Source organism: Armatimonadota bacterium (assembly GCA_028871815.1).
Taxonomy (GTDB): domain Bacteria; phylum Armatimonadota; class Chthonomonadetes; order Chthonomonadales; family Chthonomonadaceae; genus REEB205.
This window is the reverse complement of sequence record JAGWMJ010000007.1, coordinates 59,637-73,855: the sequence shown is the minus strand read 5'-3', so window position 1 is coordinate 73,855 and position 14,219 is coordinate 59,637. Positions and strand designations below refer to the sequence as shown.

The window sequence follows — 14,219 nt, the reverse complement described above, 5'->3', positions numbered from 1 at the left end:
CCTGGTGCAGCTACGGTTTGTTGTTGAGCACCTCAACCGTCCAGTGCAGCATATCCAGCGAGGGATCAACCTGGCTGCCATTGGGCTGAAACACAAACACGTCGCCTTCTGGTTCGGCAATCTGCTGGCCGAACTGCGAAACCCCGCCGTTCATCGTGTCGCTGTATGTCGCCGGCTGTATGGCGCCGTTGACCGAGATTGGAATCGTGAGGAAGGCGCCACGGCCATCGGAGGTATTTCCCATTGAGTCGGTCTGTTTGTTGACCTGCGTCGCCAGGTCGGTAGCCACCAGGTTGGTGCTGATCAGATTGAGCTGCAGAAACTGGATGCTCCTGGCGGCCGCATCGGCCTGCGCTGCGTCGGCCAGGGGGCGGCCGGTGTCATCCAGAATCAACTGAGCCAGGTCGATGGTGAACTGAAGCGTATAGGGCGAGCCGACACCGGCGCTATCCTGATTCGATCCCGGTGGGGTAAAGGCGATCGGCAGGCCATTTGGCTGGAAGCTCTGTGGAGGTGAGTCGGCCGACTGCTGGTTGGGTACGTGATAGAGGGCGATGCTGCTCTGCGACGGTCCAAACTGATTCGCCGGATTGGTAAAGAGCACGAGATCGGTGAATCCTCCCAGCGCCTTGCCGTTGGTATCGGAACCGGACTCGGTGGCAAATCCGTTACTCGGCAGTCCGCTGGCCGGCGGTGGGCCCACCACCGGTACCGGTCCAGGAGCGGTTAGCTGCGCGACGTTCTTCGCGTCGTTCAGCAAGAAGAAGTAGTAGTTTGCGCTGCTCATCGGCCCTGCGTATGTTACCGTGACCCTCAACTGCACGCCGGAGAGCGAGCTGCTGCCCGGCGGCATCCGTGCACAGCCAAACTGGCCTGCCGCCGCGGCAAGCCCGACCGCTCCCAACAGCCAGCGCTTCGCCGGTTGTCGTATCATCTGCTCTTCTCCGCCTTCGTGTCGGGCCGGCAGGCTACGCACCAGTCCGGGCACCGCTTGCCCTGCTCACCCAGAAACACGCCGCCCTCATCGCGAACCGGGTCTACCACCAGCGCAATTTGCCACGGTTCCGGGAAGAGTCCACGCTGCGTCTCGAGGTCCAGTTCGGAAAGATAGACCCCATGTCCCGGATGCGAATGGTAGCTGCCTACGATGGTGGTTTCGGCAGTCATTGTCTTCAAGCGCGGGAGCATCTTCTCCCACGATTTCGGCGTCCACTCCACCGAGACCAGCGTCTCCTCGGCTTCCTCGGCCGGCAGCGCTTCATCTACCACCACCAGCCAGCCGCCATGCAGCGAATCTGAAAATGCCCGACCGATCAGGAGCCCGCCCTGCTCAACCTGCAGCTTGGCTGCCAGATGCCGTCGGAGATCGATCCATGCCGCGTGCTGCAGCACCACCACATCGCGGCCCGGTCGGAACCGTAGCGCCCCGGCGCCGAGCAAGCCTTCCAGCACCCGGCGCGTCTCTGTGTGCCTTGGTCGGTATGCGTCATCCGCTTCCTGCCATTCAATGTCGCCTTCCCGATGGGCTATCAAGTCGATTCCATCCAGAATACCGTGTCGCCGCGGACCGCCTCTTGTGGCGCGTCATCCGTGGCTTCCGGTGGCGCCGGCCCCGCACCAAACATCTGAATGTCGGTTGGAAGCAGCGCCAGATTGTGATGCGCCCAGGCAACAGCCGTCTCATTCGCGGGATCCAGGACGTTCAGATATCGCCGGTCGTACTGGAGCAGGGCGCCGATGCGCAGCACAAAGTCATCGAGAAACTCGGTAGTTTGCCATCCGCCCATGCACACATCCGAGTTTGGATAGACATGCGGATGGAAAAGTGGCGTCATCATCCGAACGTGTGGTGCGCCGGATGGAGCCGGGTACCGCGCCGGTAGTCGCACGTGAACGCGGTGGTGCAAGCGGTATATCGGGCGCTCGCGCTCCAAACGCTCAATGCCGCGACACTGGTAGGCCAGCACGTACTCGTGCGGCGGGTTGCCGCGCGTGCTCTCTACAATCAAACTCCCGCGGCTGGCGCGCGCCAGCCTCACTACGCTGATGTAGTCGTTGCGCAGCCGGCGTTCACGTGCGGAGAGCATATCACTACAGATGTTACCCGTGGGTGGGCATCGGCTGCAGTACCAGAACGTCGTTGTCGTTAACCAGCTCGCCATCCAGGCGGTCTTGCCCGAGAAGCTGTCTGCCGGTGGTGAGGTTCGCTACCTGGTAGTGAACGCCCAATCGCAGCGACCAGCGCCGCAGAGCCGTTTTGATCACGTCGGAAACGCGCATGTCACGCGGCACGGTCAGACGCGCCATGCGGGTGCGATCCGCGGTCTGCAGCGTTATCGAAACGGTTCGCTCCGCCATAGTTGGTCAGCCCTCCGTACCGAACTGAAACGGGCCACCGAGCTCGGCATAAAACCTGCGCCGGCCGCAGCGTAGACGTAAAAGCCCTCCCTCCGGCACGCCGAGCCGATGTAGTGCGATATCAGCCTCCGGCTCGCCGCTCTCGATGGTGCTGGATACGTCAAGCTGAAGCTGGCGTGAGCCGCATCGGCACTTCAGCCTGGAAGGTCGAATTGCTTCCAACGCGCCAATCTCAGTCCGCAGGTAGCCACATTCCGTACACCGCCAGCCCATCAGGGCGTCATGGGGCAACTCCACCGAACCATCGGGGCAGCCAAAAAAAGTCAGCAACTCGGCAGTTGTCCATTCCTGGGCACCGGGCGGTGTGGCCGCGATGGGAGCTGCCAATTCATGGGCATTGCACTGTGGATTCTGTGCCGGTTTGGTGGTATCCATATGCCATCCGTTGGCGCTTACCATAATCCGTCGCCCACAGCGCGCTGCCTGCTTTGCGCGTGGTGTCATCAGCATCCACAGGACTTCATGTGCTGCAATTGCTCCGGCCAGGGCTGCCATTGTAATAGAGACGCCGGCAGGAGCATCGGCGGCACGCACCGGTGCGCCGGTACACGAGTGGCGTCGGCTCCGCGCTTGCCACATCTCCTCCGTCATTTCGCACTCGTAACACGCGCCACTCCGGCCACCAAAAAGAGTTACCGCCGCCGCATCGGCCTCTATTCCCACGTCGACCCACGGCGTTCCGGCTGCCCGGCACATGCGATTCAGAGCAAGCCGCGCCTCCACGCTATCCAGGCAGCCCACAGCGATATCCATGGCGCGAAGCGTACCGGCGCCCACGGATGTCTGCAACCGGCCAGCGAAGGCTGTCGCCAACAGTTCCGGATGGATTTTGAGCAATGCCGCCACGGCTGCTTTGGCCTTGTTGGCGCCAACGTCGCATTCGTCGAAGAGCGATGTCCGTGACAGGTTCGAGCGCTCAACCTGATCAAAATCAACAACGGCGATGTGCCCCACGCCGGAACGAGCCAGCAGTCGCAGCACTTCGTTTCCGGTAGCGCCGGCTCCTGCTACCAGAACGCGGGCACCGGCAAGGCGCGCCTGTCGCCAGCCTGGGATTCGCCGCTGTCGATGGTACAAGTCCGTGCGTTCAGGCATCGTTGCGGCTACCCATCGTACACGGTTCAGCCCGCTGGTTGGCGCCGCATCCGCAGCAGCAGCCGCCGGCATTCCGCTCCAGGAAGGCCCACCCATCTACCGAGAACAGCATCCCGCACGCGGCACAGCGCATTGCGCTCTCGCCGGGTTTCAGCGGTTCGCGCGTTACCGCGCAAACCGCTGCGCCCGGCAGCGGCAGCCACTCCACGATGATCGGCTCGGAATCTCCGTCTATCGCCGGTGGCTCCGCCATATGGATCGACGACGCCTCGCCGACTTCCTCGAAGGCGATGCGTGTTGATCGCCGGCGTCGCGGCATGAGGCGGCGTAAGATCTCCATGATCGGGTAGGGCATATGCCAGCGCCCGGCGCACCGGTTCCGGATTACCGTCGCCTGGCTGCGGGTATTATACGGCAGAGCCGCTTCGAGAACGGCTGATCGCCGGCTGAGGTTTGGCAGTTACCAGCATTTCGCATCGCGCCGGACCGTTGGGGAGTTAAGAATAGCCACCAGCGGAACACAGCCCAACCAGGCGCAGGCTCTACCAGCGTGGTTGCATCGGTTTGGCGCACCAGCCTCTGCGCTGCTCCTTTGGTCGGCTATGCCGCCGCTGGGGCTTTGGCCAGTGGCATGGCTGGCGCTGGCGCCGCTTGTGGCGGCTATAACGGAGGCGCCAACCGTGTGGCGCGCCGCCGGACGAGGCTATCTGTTTGCATTCCTCTATCTTGGCGCCGTCTGGTACTGGACGGGCGTTACCATTACCACATGGTCGCACTCATGGATCGGCTGGTTTGCCTGGCTTGGTCTAACGGCAATCGAGGCCGTGTACTATTCCGCGTGGGCAGGCGCGGCCTGGTTTGCCGCGCAGCGGCTCACCGGTGGCCGCCGAATCCTGACGCTGGCCGGCATGTGGGTGGTCATGGAGTGGCTGCGGGCGCAAGGCGCCCTCACGATGCCCTGGGCGCAGCTCAGCTACTCCCAGTTCCGGTTTCTGCCGCTGATACAGATTGCAGATTTCACCGGCGCTTACGGCATCTCGTTTCTCATCGTCTGCTTCAATACGGCTCTGGTGGTTGGCTGGTTGTATCGCAGCCGCCGCAGCGCATGGCGCCATGCGTGGATGGCTGCGGCAGCGGCTGTTGTGCTAAGCCTGTATGGTCTGGCGAGAATGCAAGTGGCGGAGCACGGCCGGAGCATGGTGGTAGCCGTTATGCAGGGGCCGCCACAGGTTGGCGACACGACCCCGACCGTGGACGCACAACTCCAATTGATCTCGCACCTGACGCAGCAGGCTGCATCGGCGCGGGTACGCCCGGCGCTCATTCTTTGGGGAGAATCGGCCGCCCCGGATGACCCGGTGTACAACGCCGATATGCGTCGCTGGTTTCAAAACCTTGCGGACGAAAGCGACGCCGCACTGTGCGTTGGAGCTCGAATCCAGAATCCGCTTACCCTTAAGAGCTCCAATGGCGCAGTCACATTCCAGCCATACCATGCACCGGTTGAGCGCTATAACAAGATGCAGTTGGTGCCGTTTGGTGAGTACATTCCCTACCGCCGGCTTTTTCCACCGTGGCTCTCCAACTCGTTCAGGTTTTTCCAGCACGACGTGACGCCCGGCGCGGCGCAGAAACCGATGTCGATCATGCTACCTGCGGGACCCGTGGAGGTTGGCCCGTTCATCTGCTACGAGTCGATGTACCCACGGTACGCTCGCCGAATGACGCAGCAGGGCGCCACGATGCTGATCACCCAGAGTAACGACGCGTGGTTCCAGAGCAGAGCGGCGATGTGGCAGCATGTAAGCGCCGTCGTGCTTCGCGCCGTGGAGAACCGCAGATGGATTGCGCGCGCCACCTCCACCGGTGTAACCTGCATCGTAGACTGCGATGGACGTATCGTGCGCCGTGCGCCAGTGGGTGCGCCAGGCTGGATTGAAGACCGGGCCACGCTGCAGCAGGGAAAGACGATCTACACACGATTTGGCAACTGGTTTGTGCTGCTCTGTGCGCTGCTCTGTGCAGCGCTGCTGTTCGCCGCCGCGTCCCGGCGCCGGAGAAACATATGAAGCTCGACGCTCTGCATATTCCGGGTCGCTCGCACCATATTGCAGCGGCGTACTACCAGCCGGAGGGGAACCGGCGTGATCTGGCCGTGGCGATTGCGCATGGCTACACCGCCGGCAAATACAGTGTGGATGGACTGGCGAACTACCTGGCCCATCACGGCTATCCGGTGCTCACGTTCGACTTCGCCGGCCACAAACTTGGTGGCACCACCGGGGAGCTGGAGAGCATGCTCACCGCGGACGCCAACCTGAAGGACGCGGTGCACTGGCTGCGACGCAACTCCGCCGCCGGCGGCGTCGTTATCGTCGGTCACTCGATGGGTGGCGCCGTGGCTATTCAGGTGGCGGCCGAGGAGATGGCCGCCCCGCAACCCGCAGAGCCGCCGCTGCGGGGTGTGATCGCCTTATGCGTCAGCGCCGAGCCCGAGCGCAGCTTCTCCAGTCCGGTCGGCAGCGCGATGCTGGCGCAGAGATCGGCCTATGTGAACGGAGCGTCATCCGCGGAGCTCTATCCGCAGATACGCGCCCGGGCCCTGGCTGCGGCCAACCTGAAGCAGCTTCCGACTCTCTTCATTGCCGCCTTGCGCGACGTGATCGTTGAACCGGATCGGCTGAAAGAGCTGTGCGAACTCGCCGGGCCCTATGCAGAGTACGCCACTGTGGATGCCGCGCACATGGATGCGCCGGACCGGGCGCGCGGTCTGGTCGGCGCCTGGCTCGACAGGCTTTAAAGCGACGCCTGACCGCCCGTCGCGTTTGCGGATACAATATCATCACACTCGGTAAGGAGGGAATGCCCCATGTTCCTGCAATTTGCCTGTTTGGCCGCCGCACTCGTGACGCCGATTCCACCGAAGCGCGTGCCGCCGAAGCGTGACACGTCAGTGCTGAGCGCACTGAATGCCCGGTACGCCGCCATGTCGCGTGATTTTATTCAGGGCAATATTGGCGCGCTCGGTAAGATCATGGTACCGGGTTACGAGTTCACGCAGGGGAAGGCGGCGCCACAATCCCGCAAGCAGGTGCTGGCGATGCTCAGTCATGAAGCGCATGCGTTGAAGGTGGTGTCGTGGAAGCGGACCATCACGCAACTCAACGTAGCAAAATCCAGGGCCGTGGCAACCGTCTCCGGTGTGATGGTCGCGTCGCAGAGAAGCGCAACCGGCAAGGCGGCAACCTTTGTACTCACGGCAGTATCGCACGATACCTGGCAGAAAGGTGGCGGCGGCTGGATGCTGCAGTCCACCGCTGTGGACCATGCTGGTGTCAACGTGCAGCACGGCGCGCCTCACAAGGGTAACTAGCGCCTGCCGTTGGGCCGTGAATCGGTTGACGCCGGGCCGCGTTCCGAGGCTCTGATGCAACTGCGGGCGCTTACGCGAGCCGGCCGAGTGCAGTCCTCGCCGGCATTCCCGGCTGGACGTTGAACGCATTCCCCTTCAGCGTGCGGGTGTTATTTCTGTCCCGCGGTGCGAAGGCGTCTGCCGCGCGCTGGGCGGACGTAGCCATCGCGCTAATGCCGACGCAGAGATGCCGGCCGTGACGCCCTCATAACCGATATATGGTAGGTCGGCAAAGAGTGCGCCGATGCGGCGCCTACCTAGACCGGCGGCGCCTGCATGACCCACGACTCGCTAAACGTTGCGTGGTTGACCACGGTTCGGGAGTGTGATGTGTAGATGAGGTGCACCGCACCGGCGCGGCCCTGGATGGCGTACGGATACGCATAGTCGTACGGTCCGGTGGCAATGTTGCGCCGGAACGGCCAGGTCGTGCCGTCATCCGCGGAGATCGCGGCGGTGAGAGGCGTACGCTCGTTCATGCTGTCGTTGAATACCAGCAGGAGCCGGCCGGAGGTCAAGCGCAGCAGGTCCACAGCCGCATTGGGGTTTGGAAACGTCGTATCGAGCCCGGCGCTCCAGGTGGCGCCGCTATCCAGCGACTGGGAGGCCACGATATATCCGTCCGTAACGTGGCCGTACCCGCCGGCCCGTCTGCACCAGGCCAACAGCCTGCCATCTTGCAGTTGGACTACCGCCGGCTGGATATTGCCTTTCCGTGAGTGAATTTCGCCAGCGGGAGACCAGTCCGACGAATGAGGCGCACGGATCAGAAAACAGGAGCAGCTCTCCGGCGGCACCATTTCGATATCATCGCCTGTTTCGCGATATATTGGGAGCAAGATACTGCCGTTGGCCAACTGGAGCGGGCGTCCGCGCACCAGGGTGCCCGGCACGTCGGATACCACAAAGCTGTCGCTCCAGGATCGGGCGCCATCATGCGAAACCTTTGCCTGTATCCGCGACGTGGACCATGTTGCGCCCCAGCGGACCACGTAGAACAGCCACACCGGCCCGCCCGGCTGCTGCCAGATAACTCCGTTGCCGGCCGACCGGAACGGGTCGTGAGCGGCGATTGCGGGTGCTGACCAGACCGTTTCACCAGCATTCCGGCGACTAATGAACACCGATGTATTCACGGCATATTCGGCCGCGCCGCCGTACCACGCAGCCAAGAGGTCGCCATTCTGCAGCTCGGCAATCGTGGCGGGATGCTTATATGCCTGTTCGTCCGTTTCTGGCCCGGCGATGCGCTCAATCGTGAGGTTTTGTTCGCCAGTCACGTTCATGGTGTCCGCGCGCCGGTCAAGGACGCGGCAATGTGCGCCGGCAGCGTTGCGGCGTTCAGGATGCGCGGGTTCAGATACGTGGCCCGCAGTGCGGCCGGAGCCAGGTCGCGCGTAGTGCCGCTCCAACTCACAAAGTAACTCCACCGCACTCCGAGCTGCCACATCGTGGCGAGGTTTGGAGCGCCACCAAACTCCGAGAGGGCCAGGAGCTTTCGGCCGCCGAACTGCTTCACTTCGGCGGTCCACTCTCCCGAGAGCGGGTCCCATGCATCCTGTGGATATGCATCGATTCCCACTACATCCACATAGGCGTCACCGGGGTACCACGCCATGTTCGAACCCGCGGTGTAGACCCAGATCAGATTGTGGAGATGATCGACGGTGGTAAAGCGCCGAAACATGAGGCGCCAGAGCTGTTTGAACGCCTCGGGACCGTGCGCGCCCCACCAGAACCAACCGCCCTCGGCCTCATGAAGCGGACGCCACAGCACGGGCACACCGGCTGCGGCGAGCTTGCGCAGGTGGGCGGCAATGGCGTCGATATCGCGTACAAGCAGGCGGTAATCACGCGATTCCGGATGAGACAGCGCCTCAGCGAGGTTGAAAGTCGTGGCGTTGGTATTGAACCCCTTGTACCATCGTTCATCAATGGGCTGGCCGGCAGCATCCTTGCCCATCCGGTCCAAGAGACCCGACGGTGCGTTCCAGTGCCAGCTCAGCGTGATAATCTGGCCGGCGCGGGCGGCTGCAATGTCGCCGGTAACCGTGCCCTGCGGTTTGCTGCCGTGCGCCAACCGCGATGGCGAGTAGTCCATGAGGTCATCGCCGAAGATGGCCGGCGTCTCGCCGGTCGTGCGATGGATAGCGGCAATGTCGGTCGTGTCGTACTGTCCGGACAGGGTACGGCGTCCGTACTGGCTCACCAGATAGCGCATGAGGCGTCTCGCCGCCGCCGAGGCGTGTGCATCGGCCAACCGATCTGTCGGCGGAAGCAATCTGGTGGGCGCGGGCGCCGGCGCAAGATCCAGTGCATCTACGTCGAAGTAGCCCCAACCACGATCCACCTCGATCGTATTCGCACCGTTTTTGAGGAGCACCTCACCGGCGTCGACGGTGGCGAAATGCGGCCCCGTTGCCGCAAACATGCCGTTAATGGTGTGGCCGTTAACCGATACCGCGAAGCCCTTAGGGCCAAACGGAGTTGCGTATCGAATAGTAAGGCGGTAGGCGCCGGCACGGGCAGCAAACGGAAGCGTGACGTGCGCGTCTGCGGCGGTGAAGCCGGTTACATACCCAGCGCCGGAGTAGCCCGGTACGCTGGCTGCCACAACCACGTCGGTCAGACGTCCGCTCTCGGCCTCCAGGTGGATGTTCCGGATCTTTTGCGCCACCGCTGCTCTGGGAGCCGCGCTGCCCAGGGCAAACCATAGAACGGCGGCCGTGGCAACTCGCTTTGGCGCAAGCACCTAACCGGCCTGGTCTACCCGCCGCCCTTGCCCGAGAAGAGGCTGAACAGGAGTATAGAGAGGACAATGAGCGTCATCACCACGTACATGCGATCGCGCTCGCGAGCAAATGCGTAAACGGAAAACATAACGCGCGCGATCGGTGTGGCGATCAGCAGCAAGAGGCCCAACTGCATGATGCCGCGCGCGCTTCCGTGAAAGGCCGCGCCGATGACGCCGGCCACGGTACGCAGCGCGTGAGGCGGAGGCTGAAACTTCTTTGCGAAATAATACTTCTCGGGACTTTGGAGACCGTGGTGCACCAGGTACATCACCGCGCCTACCAACAGAACTCCGGCGGCAAGCAGCACACCGGCGCGAAGGAGGTTGCCGATGATCTGTTCGATACCGTAGTCGGTCCACTCATCCGGCTCGGCTGCGGCCGCAGCGTGGCCGTCACTCAGGTTTGGCGGGGGTTCAACCATTCTCTATATCTTGCCCGTCACGCCGTTGTAAATCATCTCTACTGCCAGGGCGAATATCACCATGCTGAACACCATGCGAAGGGGTCTGACCGGCACGTGCACCAGGATTTTGGCGCCGATCAGTGCGCCGGCAAGCACCCCCAGCATCACCGGCATCGCGAGCGCCGGGTGGATGTAGCCGCGGCTGAGGTAGATACCGGCGCTGGCGGCGGCAGTGACACCGATCATGAAGTTGCTGGTTGTGGTGGAGACCTTGAACGGAATGCGCATCATGTGGTCCATAGCCAATACCTTGACGGCGCCGGAACCGATTCCCAGAAGGCCGGAGAGTACGCCAGCGCCCCACATCAGGCCAAAGCCGGCGGGAACGTTGTGGACGTTGTACTTCAACTGCACGCCGTTTTGATCCGGATAGCTGGAATCCAGTTTGAGCCGCGTCGCCAGCGCGTCCGGCTGGTCGGTGTAGATATGGTCGTGCTTGGTGCGAAATGAGAGAAACGCGGAATAGACAAGCACGAGACCGAAAATGATGGCGATCGTTCCCGGAGCCACAATGGTTGCAAGTCCCGCGCCGACTATCGCGCCGATAGTCGTGGCGATCTCCAGAAACATTCCGATGCGAATGTTGGAAAAGCCCTCCTTGACATACGCTGCGGCAGCCCCGGAGGAGGTCGCGATGACCGAGATCAGTGAAGCACCGATGGCAATGCGGATGTTGACGTGGAAGACCAGTGCGAGCAGCGGCACCAGTACCACGCCTCCGCCCAGACCGGTGATAGCGCCGAGCAGGCCGGCGGCAAACGAGCCGACAAGCAGAAGCAAGGTGAAGGTCAGGATATTCAGGCCAGCCGATCCTCTTCCGATGGTCGCGCGCTGCCGGCGGGCAGTTATCCCTGGGGCCGCGTCCGGTGCGCAATAGCGCGTCCATCACAAAATCCGTCTTATCTATTATAGACGCGAAGCGGCGCCGAACACAATAGCCGCGGGAATGGTCCGGTGCGCCGCGGGTATAATCGTCCAAAGCTTAACCGGCTCGGAGTTTGCCGATATGTCTCTGCCTGCCGTCAGTTATCCGCGTCGCGTCACCCGGGCCGTAAAGGTCGGCGGCGTGCACATCGGCGGTAGCTGGCCGGTTGTGGTGCAGTCGATGATCACCGAGGAGACGCACAACGTCTCCGCCGCTGTCGAGCAGATTATCGCCATGCATCGGGCGGGCGCCGAAATTGTGCGCGTTACCACCCCGAACATGGCCGAGGCGAAATGCCTGGCCAGAATCCAGAGCTTGTTGAAGGAGCGGTACCAGGAGGTGCCGCTTGTGGCCGATGTGCACCACCAGGGCAGCGATATCGCCGTTGAGGTTGCCCGATACGTACAGAAGGTGCGGATCAACCCCGGGCTGTTCGTATTCCGCAAGCGCGTGCAGCGCACCGAGGAGTACAGCCAGGTAGAGATCGATGACGAACTGCAGGCCATCGAGCAATCGCTGGTTCCTGTCATCGAGGCCTGCCGCGATAACGGCGCCGCGATGCGCATCGGCGTCAACCATGGCTCATTGGCCGAGCGGCTGATGGTGATCTATGGCGATACGCCGGAAGGCATGGTTGAGAGCGCGCTGGAGTACGTGCGCATCTGTGAAAGGCACAACTTCCGCGAGCTGGTGATCTCGTTGAAGGCATCACGGGTTGCCATCATGCAGCAGGCAAACCGGTTGATGGCGGCCCGGATGGCGGACGAGGGTATGGACTACCCTCTGCACCTTGGCGTGACGGAGGCGGGTGACGGACAGTACGCCCGCATCAAGAGCACTGCGGGGATCGCCACGCTGCTCTCCGAGGGCCTCGGCGACACCATCCGCGTATCTCTGGCCGAGGATCCGATCAACGAACTCCCGGTCTGTTACGACATTTTGCAGGCGCTTGGACTTCGGCGGACCAAGACCGAGTTCATCGCCTGCCCATCGTGCGGGCGGACGAAGTTCGATCTGCCCACGGTACTTGCCCAGGTCAAGGCGGCAACCGGCCACCTGGCCGGCCTCAATGTTGCGGTGATGGGCTGCATTGTGAACGGTCCCGGCGAAATGGCGGACGCCGACTACGGCTATGTTGGCAAGGCGGGCGGAAAGATATCGCTCTATCGTGGGCACGATGAGGTCAAGTCGGGCATTCCGCAAGAGCAGGGCGTTACCGAATTGATTGCGCTTATTCAGGCGGACGGCAAGTGGTACGATCCTCCGGAAGGTTGGACGCCGCCGGAGCCGCCGCAGAAGTTCCATGATCGCATCACGGTGGCGCTGCCGGTACGATAGAACTCCGATCCGGCGCCGGACTGCCACCGAGATGGTTCTGGCCGGCAACCGTATTCATCGCGGGTGGCGCCGACTTTATTGCCTACCAGATGTACACGCGGGGCCACGCAATCTCGGGCAGGTACCTCTACCGCGATCCGCTAAGCCACCGATACCTCGCCGCCAGGTTTCATGCCGGCAAGGTGGCGCTGAGCGCTTCAATCGACGATCTGGAAAGTCCGCAAGAACGCCATACCACGGCGTACACGCAAGATGGCAATGCAATTAATATCCAGTGGTACAGCGGCACAGCGCTGGCCGGCGCCTGTAGACTGGCGCCGAACCACTCGACGCTTACGTGCAGCGACATCACGCTGAGGCACCAGGTGGGGCAACCCACAGCCGCCGCGGCACTGTACACGGAAACTTTGGGGCGCTTTCCGTGGGCGATTCCGCCTGCCCTGGCATTTGTAGCGCTCTGGTTCATCTGGAGGCCGTGGGTACTGAGGTTTCGTCGGAGGCAGGCTCACTGAAGTCGCCGGATTTGGCCGTTGTGGGCGCCGCACGCGCTTGCCGGATCGGCTGCGACTGTCCGGTGCGGCTCGCAACGTTGCCGTTATCGGGAGCCTATTAGATGGGTGGGTCGCTGAGCCGCTCGGGCGGTACAATGTGCGGCGACCTGCGGCGGTTGAGCAATTCCGCAGTCCAAAAGGGAGTGTTTGTATCGTGAAAGCCATTGTCAAAACGTCCGCGGCGCCTGGCGCCGAGCTGATCGAGGTGCCTGAGGCGGCGATTACGCAGAGTAACCAGGTGAAGGTTCAGGTTATGGCTACGGCAATCTGCGGGACCGACTACCACATCTATGCCTGGGACGCCTGGTCAGCGGCACGTGTCAAGCCGCCCCGCGTAATGGGACACGAGTTCGCGGGTGAGGTGGTTGAGGTTGGTTCCGACGTCTCCGGCGTGGCCGTTGGTGACTATGTGAGTGGCGAAAGCCACTGGACATGCGGCCACTGCCTGCAGTGCCGGCTCAACCAGCGCCACGTATGCGCCAACACGCGGATTCTCGGCGTGGATGTGGATGGATGCTTCGCGCCACTGGTGGTTGTGCCCGAAGGCAGCGTTTGGAAAAACGACCGCTCCGTGCCGCCCTGGCTGGCATGCGTGCAGGATCCACTCGGCAACGCGGTGCACGCCACCCTCAACGGCGAGATCATCGGTCAGACCGTTGTGGTGCTTGGGTGCGGACCGATCGGGCTTTTTGCCATTGCTGTGGCGAAGGCTGCCGGCGCGAGTAAGATTGTGGCCACCGATACGCGAAAGTACCGTCTCAATCTGGCTGGCGAACTCGGCGCGACACATACGGTCGACGTGACGGAGCAGGATGCGGCCGTTACGGTAGCGGAGATAACCGCCGGTTGTGGCGCCGACGTGGTGCTGGAAATGTCTGGCGCCGTGCCCGCGATTCAGCAGGCCATGCGCTTTTGCCGGCCCGGCGGACGCGTTTCCCTGATGGGCATCCCCACCCGCACCGTGGAGATGGATATCGCGGAGATCATCTTCAAGGGCATCACGGTCAATGGCATCGTGGGCCGCCGCCTCTACGAAACCTGGTCAACCATGCGTGCTTTGCTCGCATCGGGGCGACTGGACGTCGCGCCGGCCATAACCCACCGGCTTAAGTTCGACCAGCTGCACCACGGCATGGACCTGATGCGCGACGGCCTTTGCGGCAAGGTCGTGTTTACCATGGATTAGTGCGCGGCTCGCGGGCTGGAGGTTTACGCTCTCGGG

16 protein-coding genes are annotated in these 14,219 nt (G+C 62.7%); 6 read left to right on the top strand and 10 right to left on the bottom strand.

Translation table 11 applies throughout. The annotated features are described in order from the left end of the window. Positions 1-10: 10 nt before the first annotated feature. From KGJ62_09660 to KGJ62_09635, 6 genes are read right to left on the bottom strand one after another with little or no spacing between them, the layout of a single operon-like run. Positions 11-934 (bottom strand): hypothetical protein, encoded by a 924-nt coding sequence (locus KGJ62_09660; GenBank protein ID MDE2126842.1) that lies wholly within the window; start codon positions 932-934, stop codon positions 11-13. Beyond that, complete coding sequence (locus tag KGJ62_09655) at positions 931-1,533, bottom strand: Mov34/MPN/PAD-1 family protein (GenBank protein MDE2126841.1); 603 nt, start codon at positions 1,531-1,533, stop codon at positions 931-933. The genes KGJ62_09660 and KGJ62_09655 overlap by 4 nt, the downstream gene beginning before the upstream one ends. Continuing rightward, the gene (locus tag KGJ62_09650) at positions 1,530-2,087 is read right to left on the bottom strand and encodes a hypothetical protein (GenBank protein ID MDE2126840.1); all 558 of its coding nucleotides are present in this window, start codon (positions 2,085-2,087) and stop codon (positions 1,530-1,532) included. The genes KGJ62_09655 and KGJ62_09650 overlap by 4 nt, the downstream gene beginning before the upstream one ends. A gap of 13 nt (positions 2,088-2,100) precedes the next feature. Beyond that, positions 2,101-2,358 carry a hypothetical protein gene (locus KGJ62_09645; GenBank protein MDE2126839.1) on the bottom strand — a complete coding sequence of 86 codons (258 nt, stop codon included), beginning with the start codon at positions 2,356-2,358 and terminating at the stop codon, positions 2,101-2,103. Positions 2,359-2,364: 6 nt separating this feature from the next. Then, positions 2,365-3,513, bottom strand: a complete 1,149-nt coding sequence (locus KGJ62_09640) for a ThiF family adenylyltransferase (GenBank protein ID MDE2126838.1) — start codon at positions 3,511-3,513, stop codon at positions 2,365-2,367. After that, positions 3,506-3,868: a hypothetical protein gene (locus KGJ62_09635; protein MDE2126837.1), complete on the bottom strand. Its 363-nt coding sequence runs from the start codon at positions 3,866-3,868 to the stop codon at positions 3,506-3,508. Before KGJ62_09635 ends, KGJ62_09640 begins: the two co-directional genes overlap by 8 nt. Positions 3,869-4,166: 298 nt before the next feature. Between KGJ62_09635 and lnt the strand changes: the two genes are divergently transcribed. The 3 genes from lnt to KGJ62_09620 all read left to right on the top strand — a co-directional run bounded on the left by lnt (position 4,167) and on the right by KGJ62_09620 (position 6,886). Beyond that, positions 4,167-5,582, top strand: a complete 1,416-nt coding sequence (gene lnt / locus KGJ62_09630; GenBank protein ID MDE2126836.1) for an apolipoprotein N-acyltransferase — start codon at positions 4,167-4,169, stop codon at positions 5,580-5,582. Further along, complete coding sequence (locus KGJ62_09625) at positions 5,579-6,313, top strand: alpha/beta fold hydrolase (protein MDE2126835.1); 735 nt, start codon at positions 5,579-5,581, stop codon at positions 6,311-6,313. Before lnt ends, KGJ62_09625 begins: the two co-directional genes overlap by 4 nt. Positions 6,314-6,382: 69 nt before the next feature. Beyond that, complete coding sequence (locus tag KGJ62_09620; protein MDE2126834.1) at positions 6,383-6,886, top strand: nuclear transport factor 2 family protein; 504 nt, start codon at positions 6,383-6,385, stop codon at positions 6,884-6,886. A 296-nt stretch (positions 6,887-7,182) separates the two neighbouring features. Here the strand turns inward: KGJ62_09620 and KGJ62_09615 are convergent, their stop codons facing one another. From KGJ62_09615 to KGJ62_09600, 4 genes are read right to left on the bottom strand one after another with little or no spacing between them, the layout of a single operon-like run. Further along, positions 7,183-8,211 carry an exo-alpha-sialidase gene (locus KGJ62_09615; protein ID MDE2126833.1) on the bottom strand — a complete coding sequence of 343 codons (1,029 nt, stop codon included), beginning with the start codon at positions 8,209-8,211 and terminating at the stop codon, positions 7,183-7,185. Further along, entirely contained in the window at positions 8,208-9,677 is a 1,470-nt protein-coding gene (locus tag KGJ62_09610) for a beta-mannanase (protein MDE2126832.1), read from the bottom strand. The genes KGJ62_09615 and KGJ62_09610 overlap by 4 nt, the downstream gene beginning before the upstream one ends. A gap of 14 nt (positions 9,678-9,691) precedes the next feature. Further along, positions 9,692-10,141 (bottom strand): DUF1634 domain-containing protein, encoded by a 450-nt coding sequence (locus KGJ62_09605; protein ID MDE2126831.1) that lies wholly within the window; start codon positions 10,139-10,141, stop codon positions 9,692-9,694. Between the two features lie 3 nt (positions 10,142-10,144). Next, positions 10,145-10,984 carry a sulfite exporter TauE/SafE family protein gene (locus tag KGJ62_09600; GenBank protein ID MDE2126830.1) on the bottom strand — a complete coding sequence of 280 codons (840 nt, stop codon included), beginning with the start codon at positions 10,982-10,984 and terminating at the stop codon, positions 10,145-10,147. Between the two features lie 205 nt (positions 10,985-11,189). Here KGJ62_09600 and ispG point away from each other — a divergent pair, with 205 nt between their 5' ends. From ispG to tdh, 3 genes are all read left to right on the top strand, one after another. Further along, complete coding sequence (gene ispG, locus KGJ62_09595; protein ID MDE2126829.1) at positions 11,190-12,446, top strand: (E)-4-hydroxy-3-methylbut-2-enyl-diphosphate synthase; 1,257 nt, start codon at positions 11,190-11,192, stop codon at positions 12,444-12,446. An 89-nt stretch (positions 12,447-12,535) separates the two neighbouring features. Beyond that, a complete protein-coding gene (locus KGJ62_09590) occupies positions 12,536-12,958 on the top strand; it encodes a hypothetical protein (GenBank protein MDE2126828.1) in 423 nt (140 codons plus the stop codon). Between the two features lie 193 nt (positions 12,959-13,151). Then, entirely contained in the window at positions 13,152-14,183 is a 1,032-nt protein-coding gene (gene tdh / locus KGJ62_09585; GenBank protein ID MDE2126827.1) for an L-threonine 3-dehydrogenase, read from the top strand. The last annotated feature ends 36 nt before the right edge of the window (positions 14,184-14,219 follow it).

What these genes read in the sequence shown, in the direction of transcription:
- KGJ62_09660 (MDE2126842.1), bottom strand. Translation starts at nt 934, where the DNA reads ATGATACGACAACCGGCGAAGCGCTGGCTGTTGGGAGCGGTCGGGCTT.
- KGJ62_09650 (MDE2126840.1), bottom strand. Translation starts at nt 2,087, where the DNA reads ATGCTCTCCGCACGTGAACGCCGGCTGCGCAACGACTACATCAGCGTA.
- KGJ62_09645 (MDE2126839.1), bottom strand. Translation starts at nt 2,358, where the DNA reads ATGGCGGAGCGAACCGTTTCGATAACGCTGCAGACCGCGGATCGCACC.
- KGJ62_09640 (MDE2126838.1), bottom strand. Translation starts at nt 3,513, where the DNA reads ATGCCTGAACGCACGGACTTGTACCATCGACAGCGGCGAATCCCAGGC.
- KGJ62_09635 (MDE2126837.1), bottom strand. Translation starts at nt 3,868, where the DNA reads ATGCCCTACCCGATCATGGAGATCTTACGCCGCCTCATGCCGCGACGC.
- KGJ62_09625 (MDE2126835.1), top strand. Translation starts at nt 5,579, where the DNA reads ATGAAGCTCGACGCTCTGCATATTCCGGGTCGCTCGCACCATATTGCA.
- KGJ62_09620 (MDE2126834.1), top strand. Translation starts at nt 6,383, where the DNA reads ATGTTCCTGCAATTTGCCTGTTTGGCCGCCGCACTCGTGACGCCGATT.
- KGJ62_09615 (MDE2126833.1), bottom strand. Translation starts at nt 8,211, where the DNA reads ATGAACGTGACTGGCGAACAAAACCTCACGATTGAGCGCATCGCCGGG.
- KGJ62_09605 (MDE2126831.1), bottom strand. Translation starts at nt 10,141, where the DNA reads ATGGTTGAACCCCCGCCAAACCTGAGTGACGGCCACGCTGCGGCCGCA.
- ispG (MDE2126829.1), top strand. Translation starts at nt 11,190, where the DNA reads ATGTCTCTGCCTGCCGTCAGTTATCCGCGTCGCGTCACCCGGGCCGTA.
- KGJ62_09590 (MDE2126828.1), top strand. Translation starts at nt 12,536, where the DNA reads ATGTACACGCGGGGCCACGCAATCTCGGGCAGGTACCTCTACCGCGAT.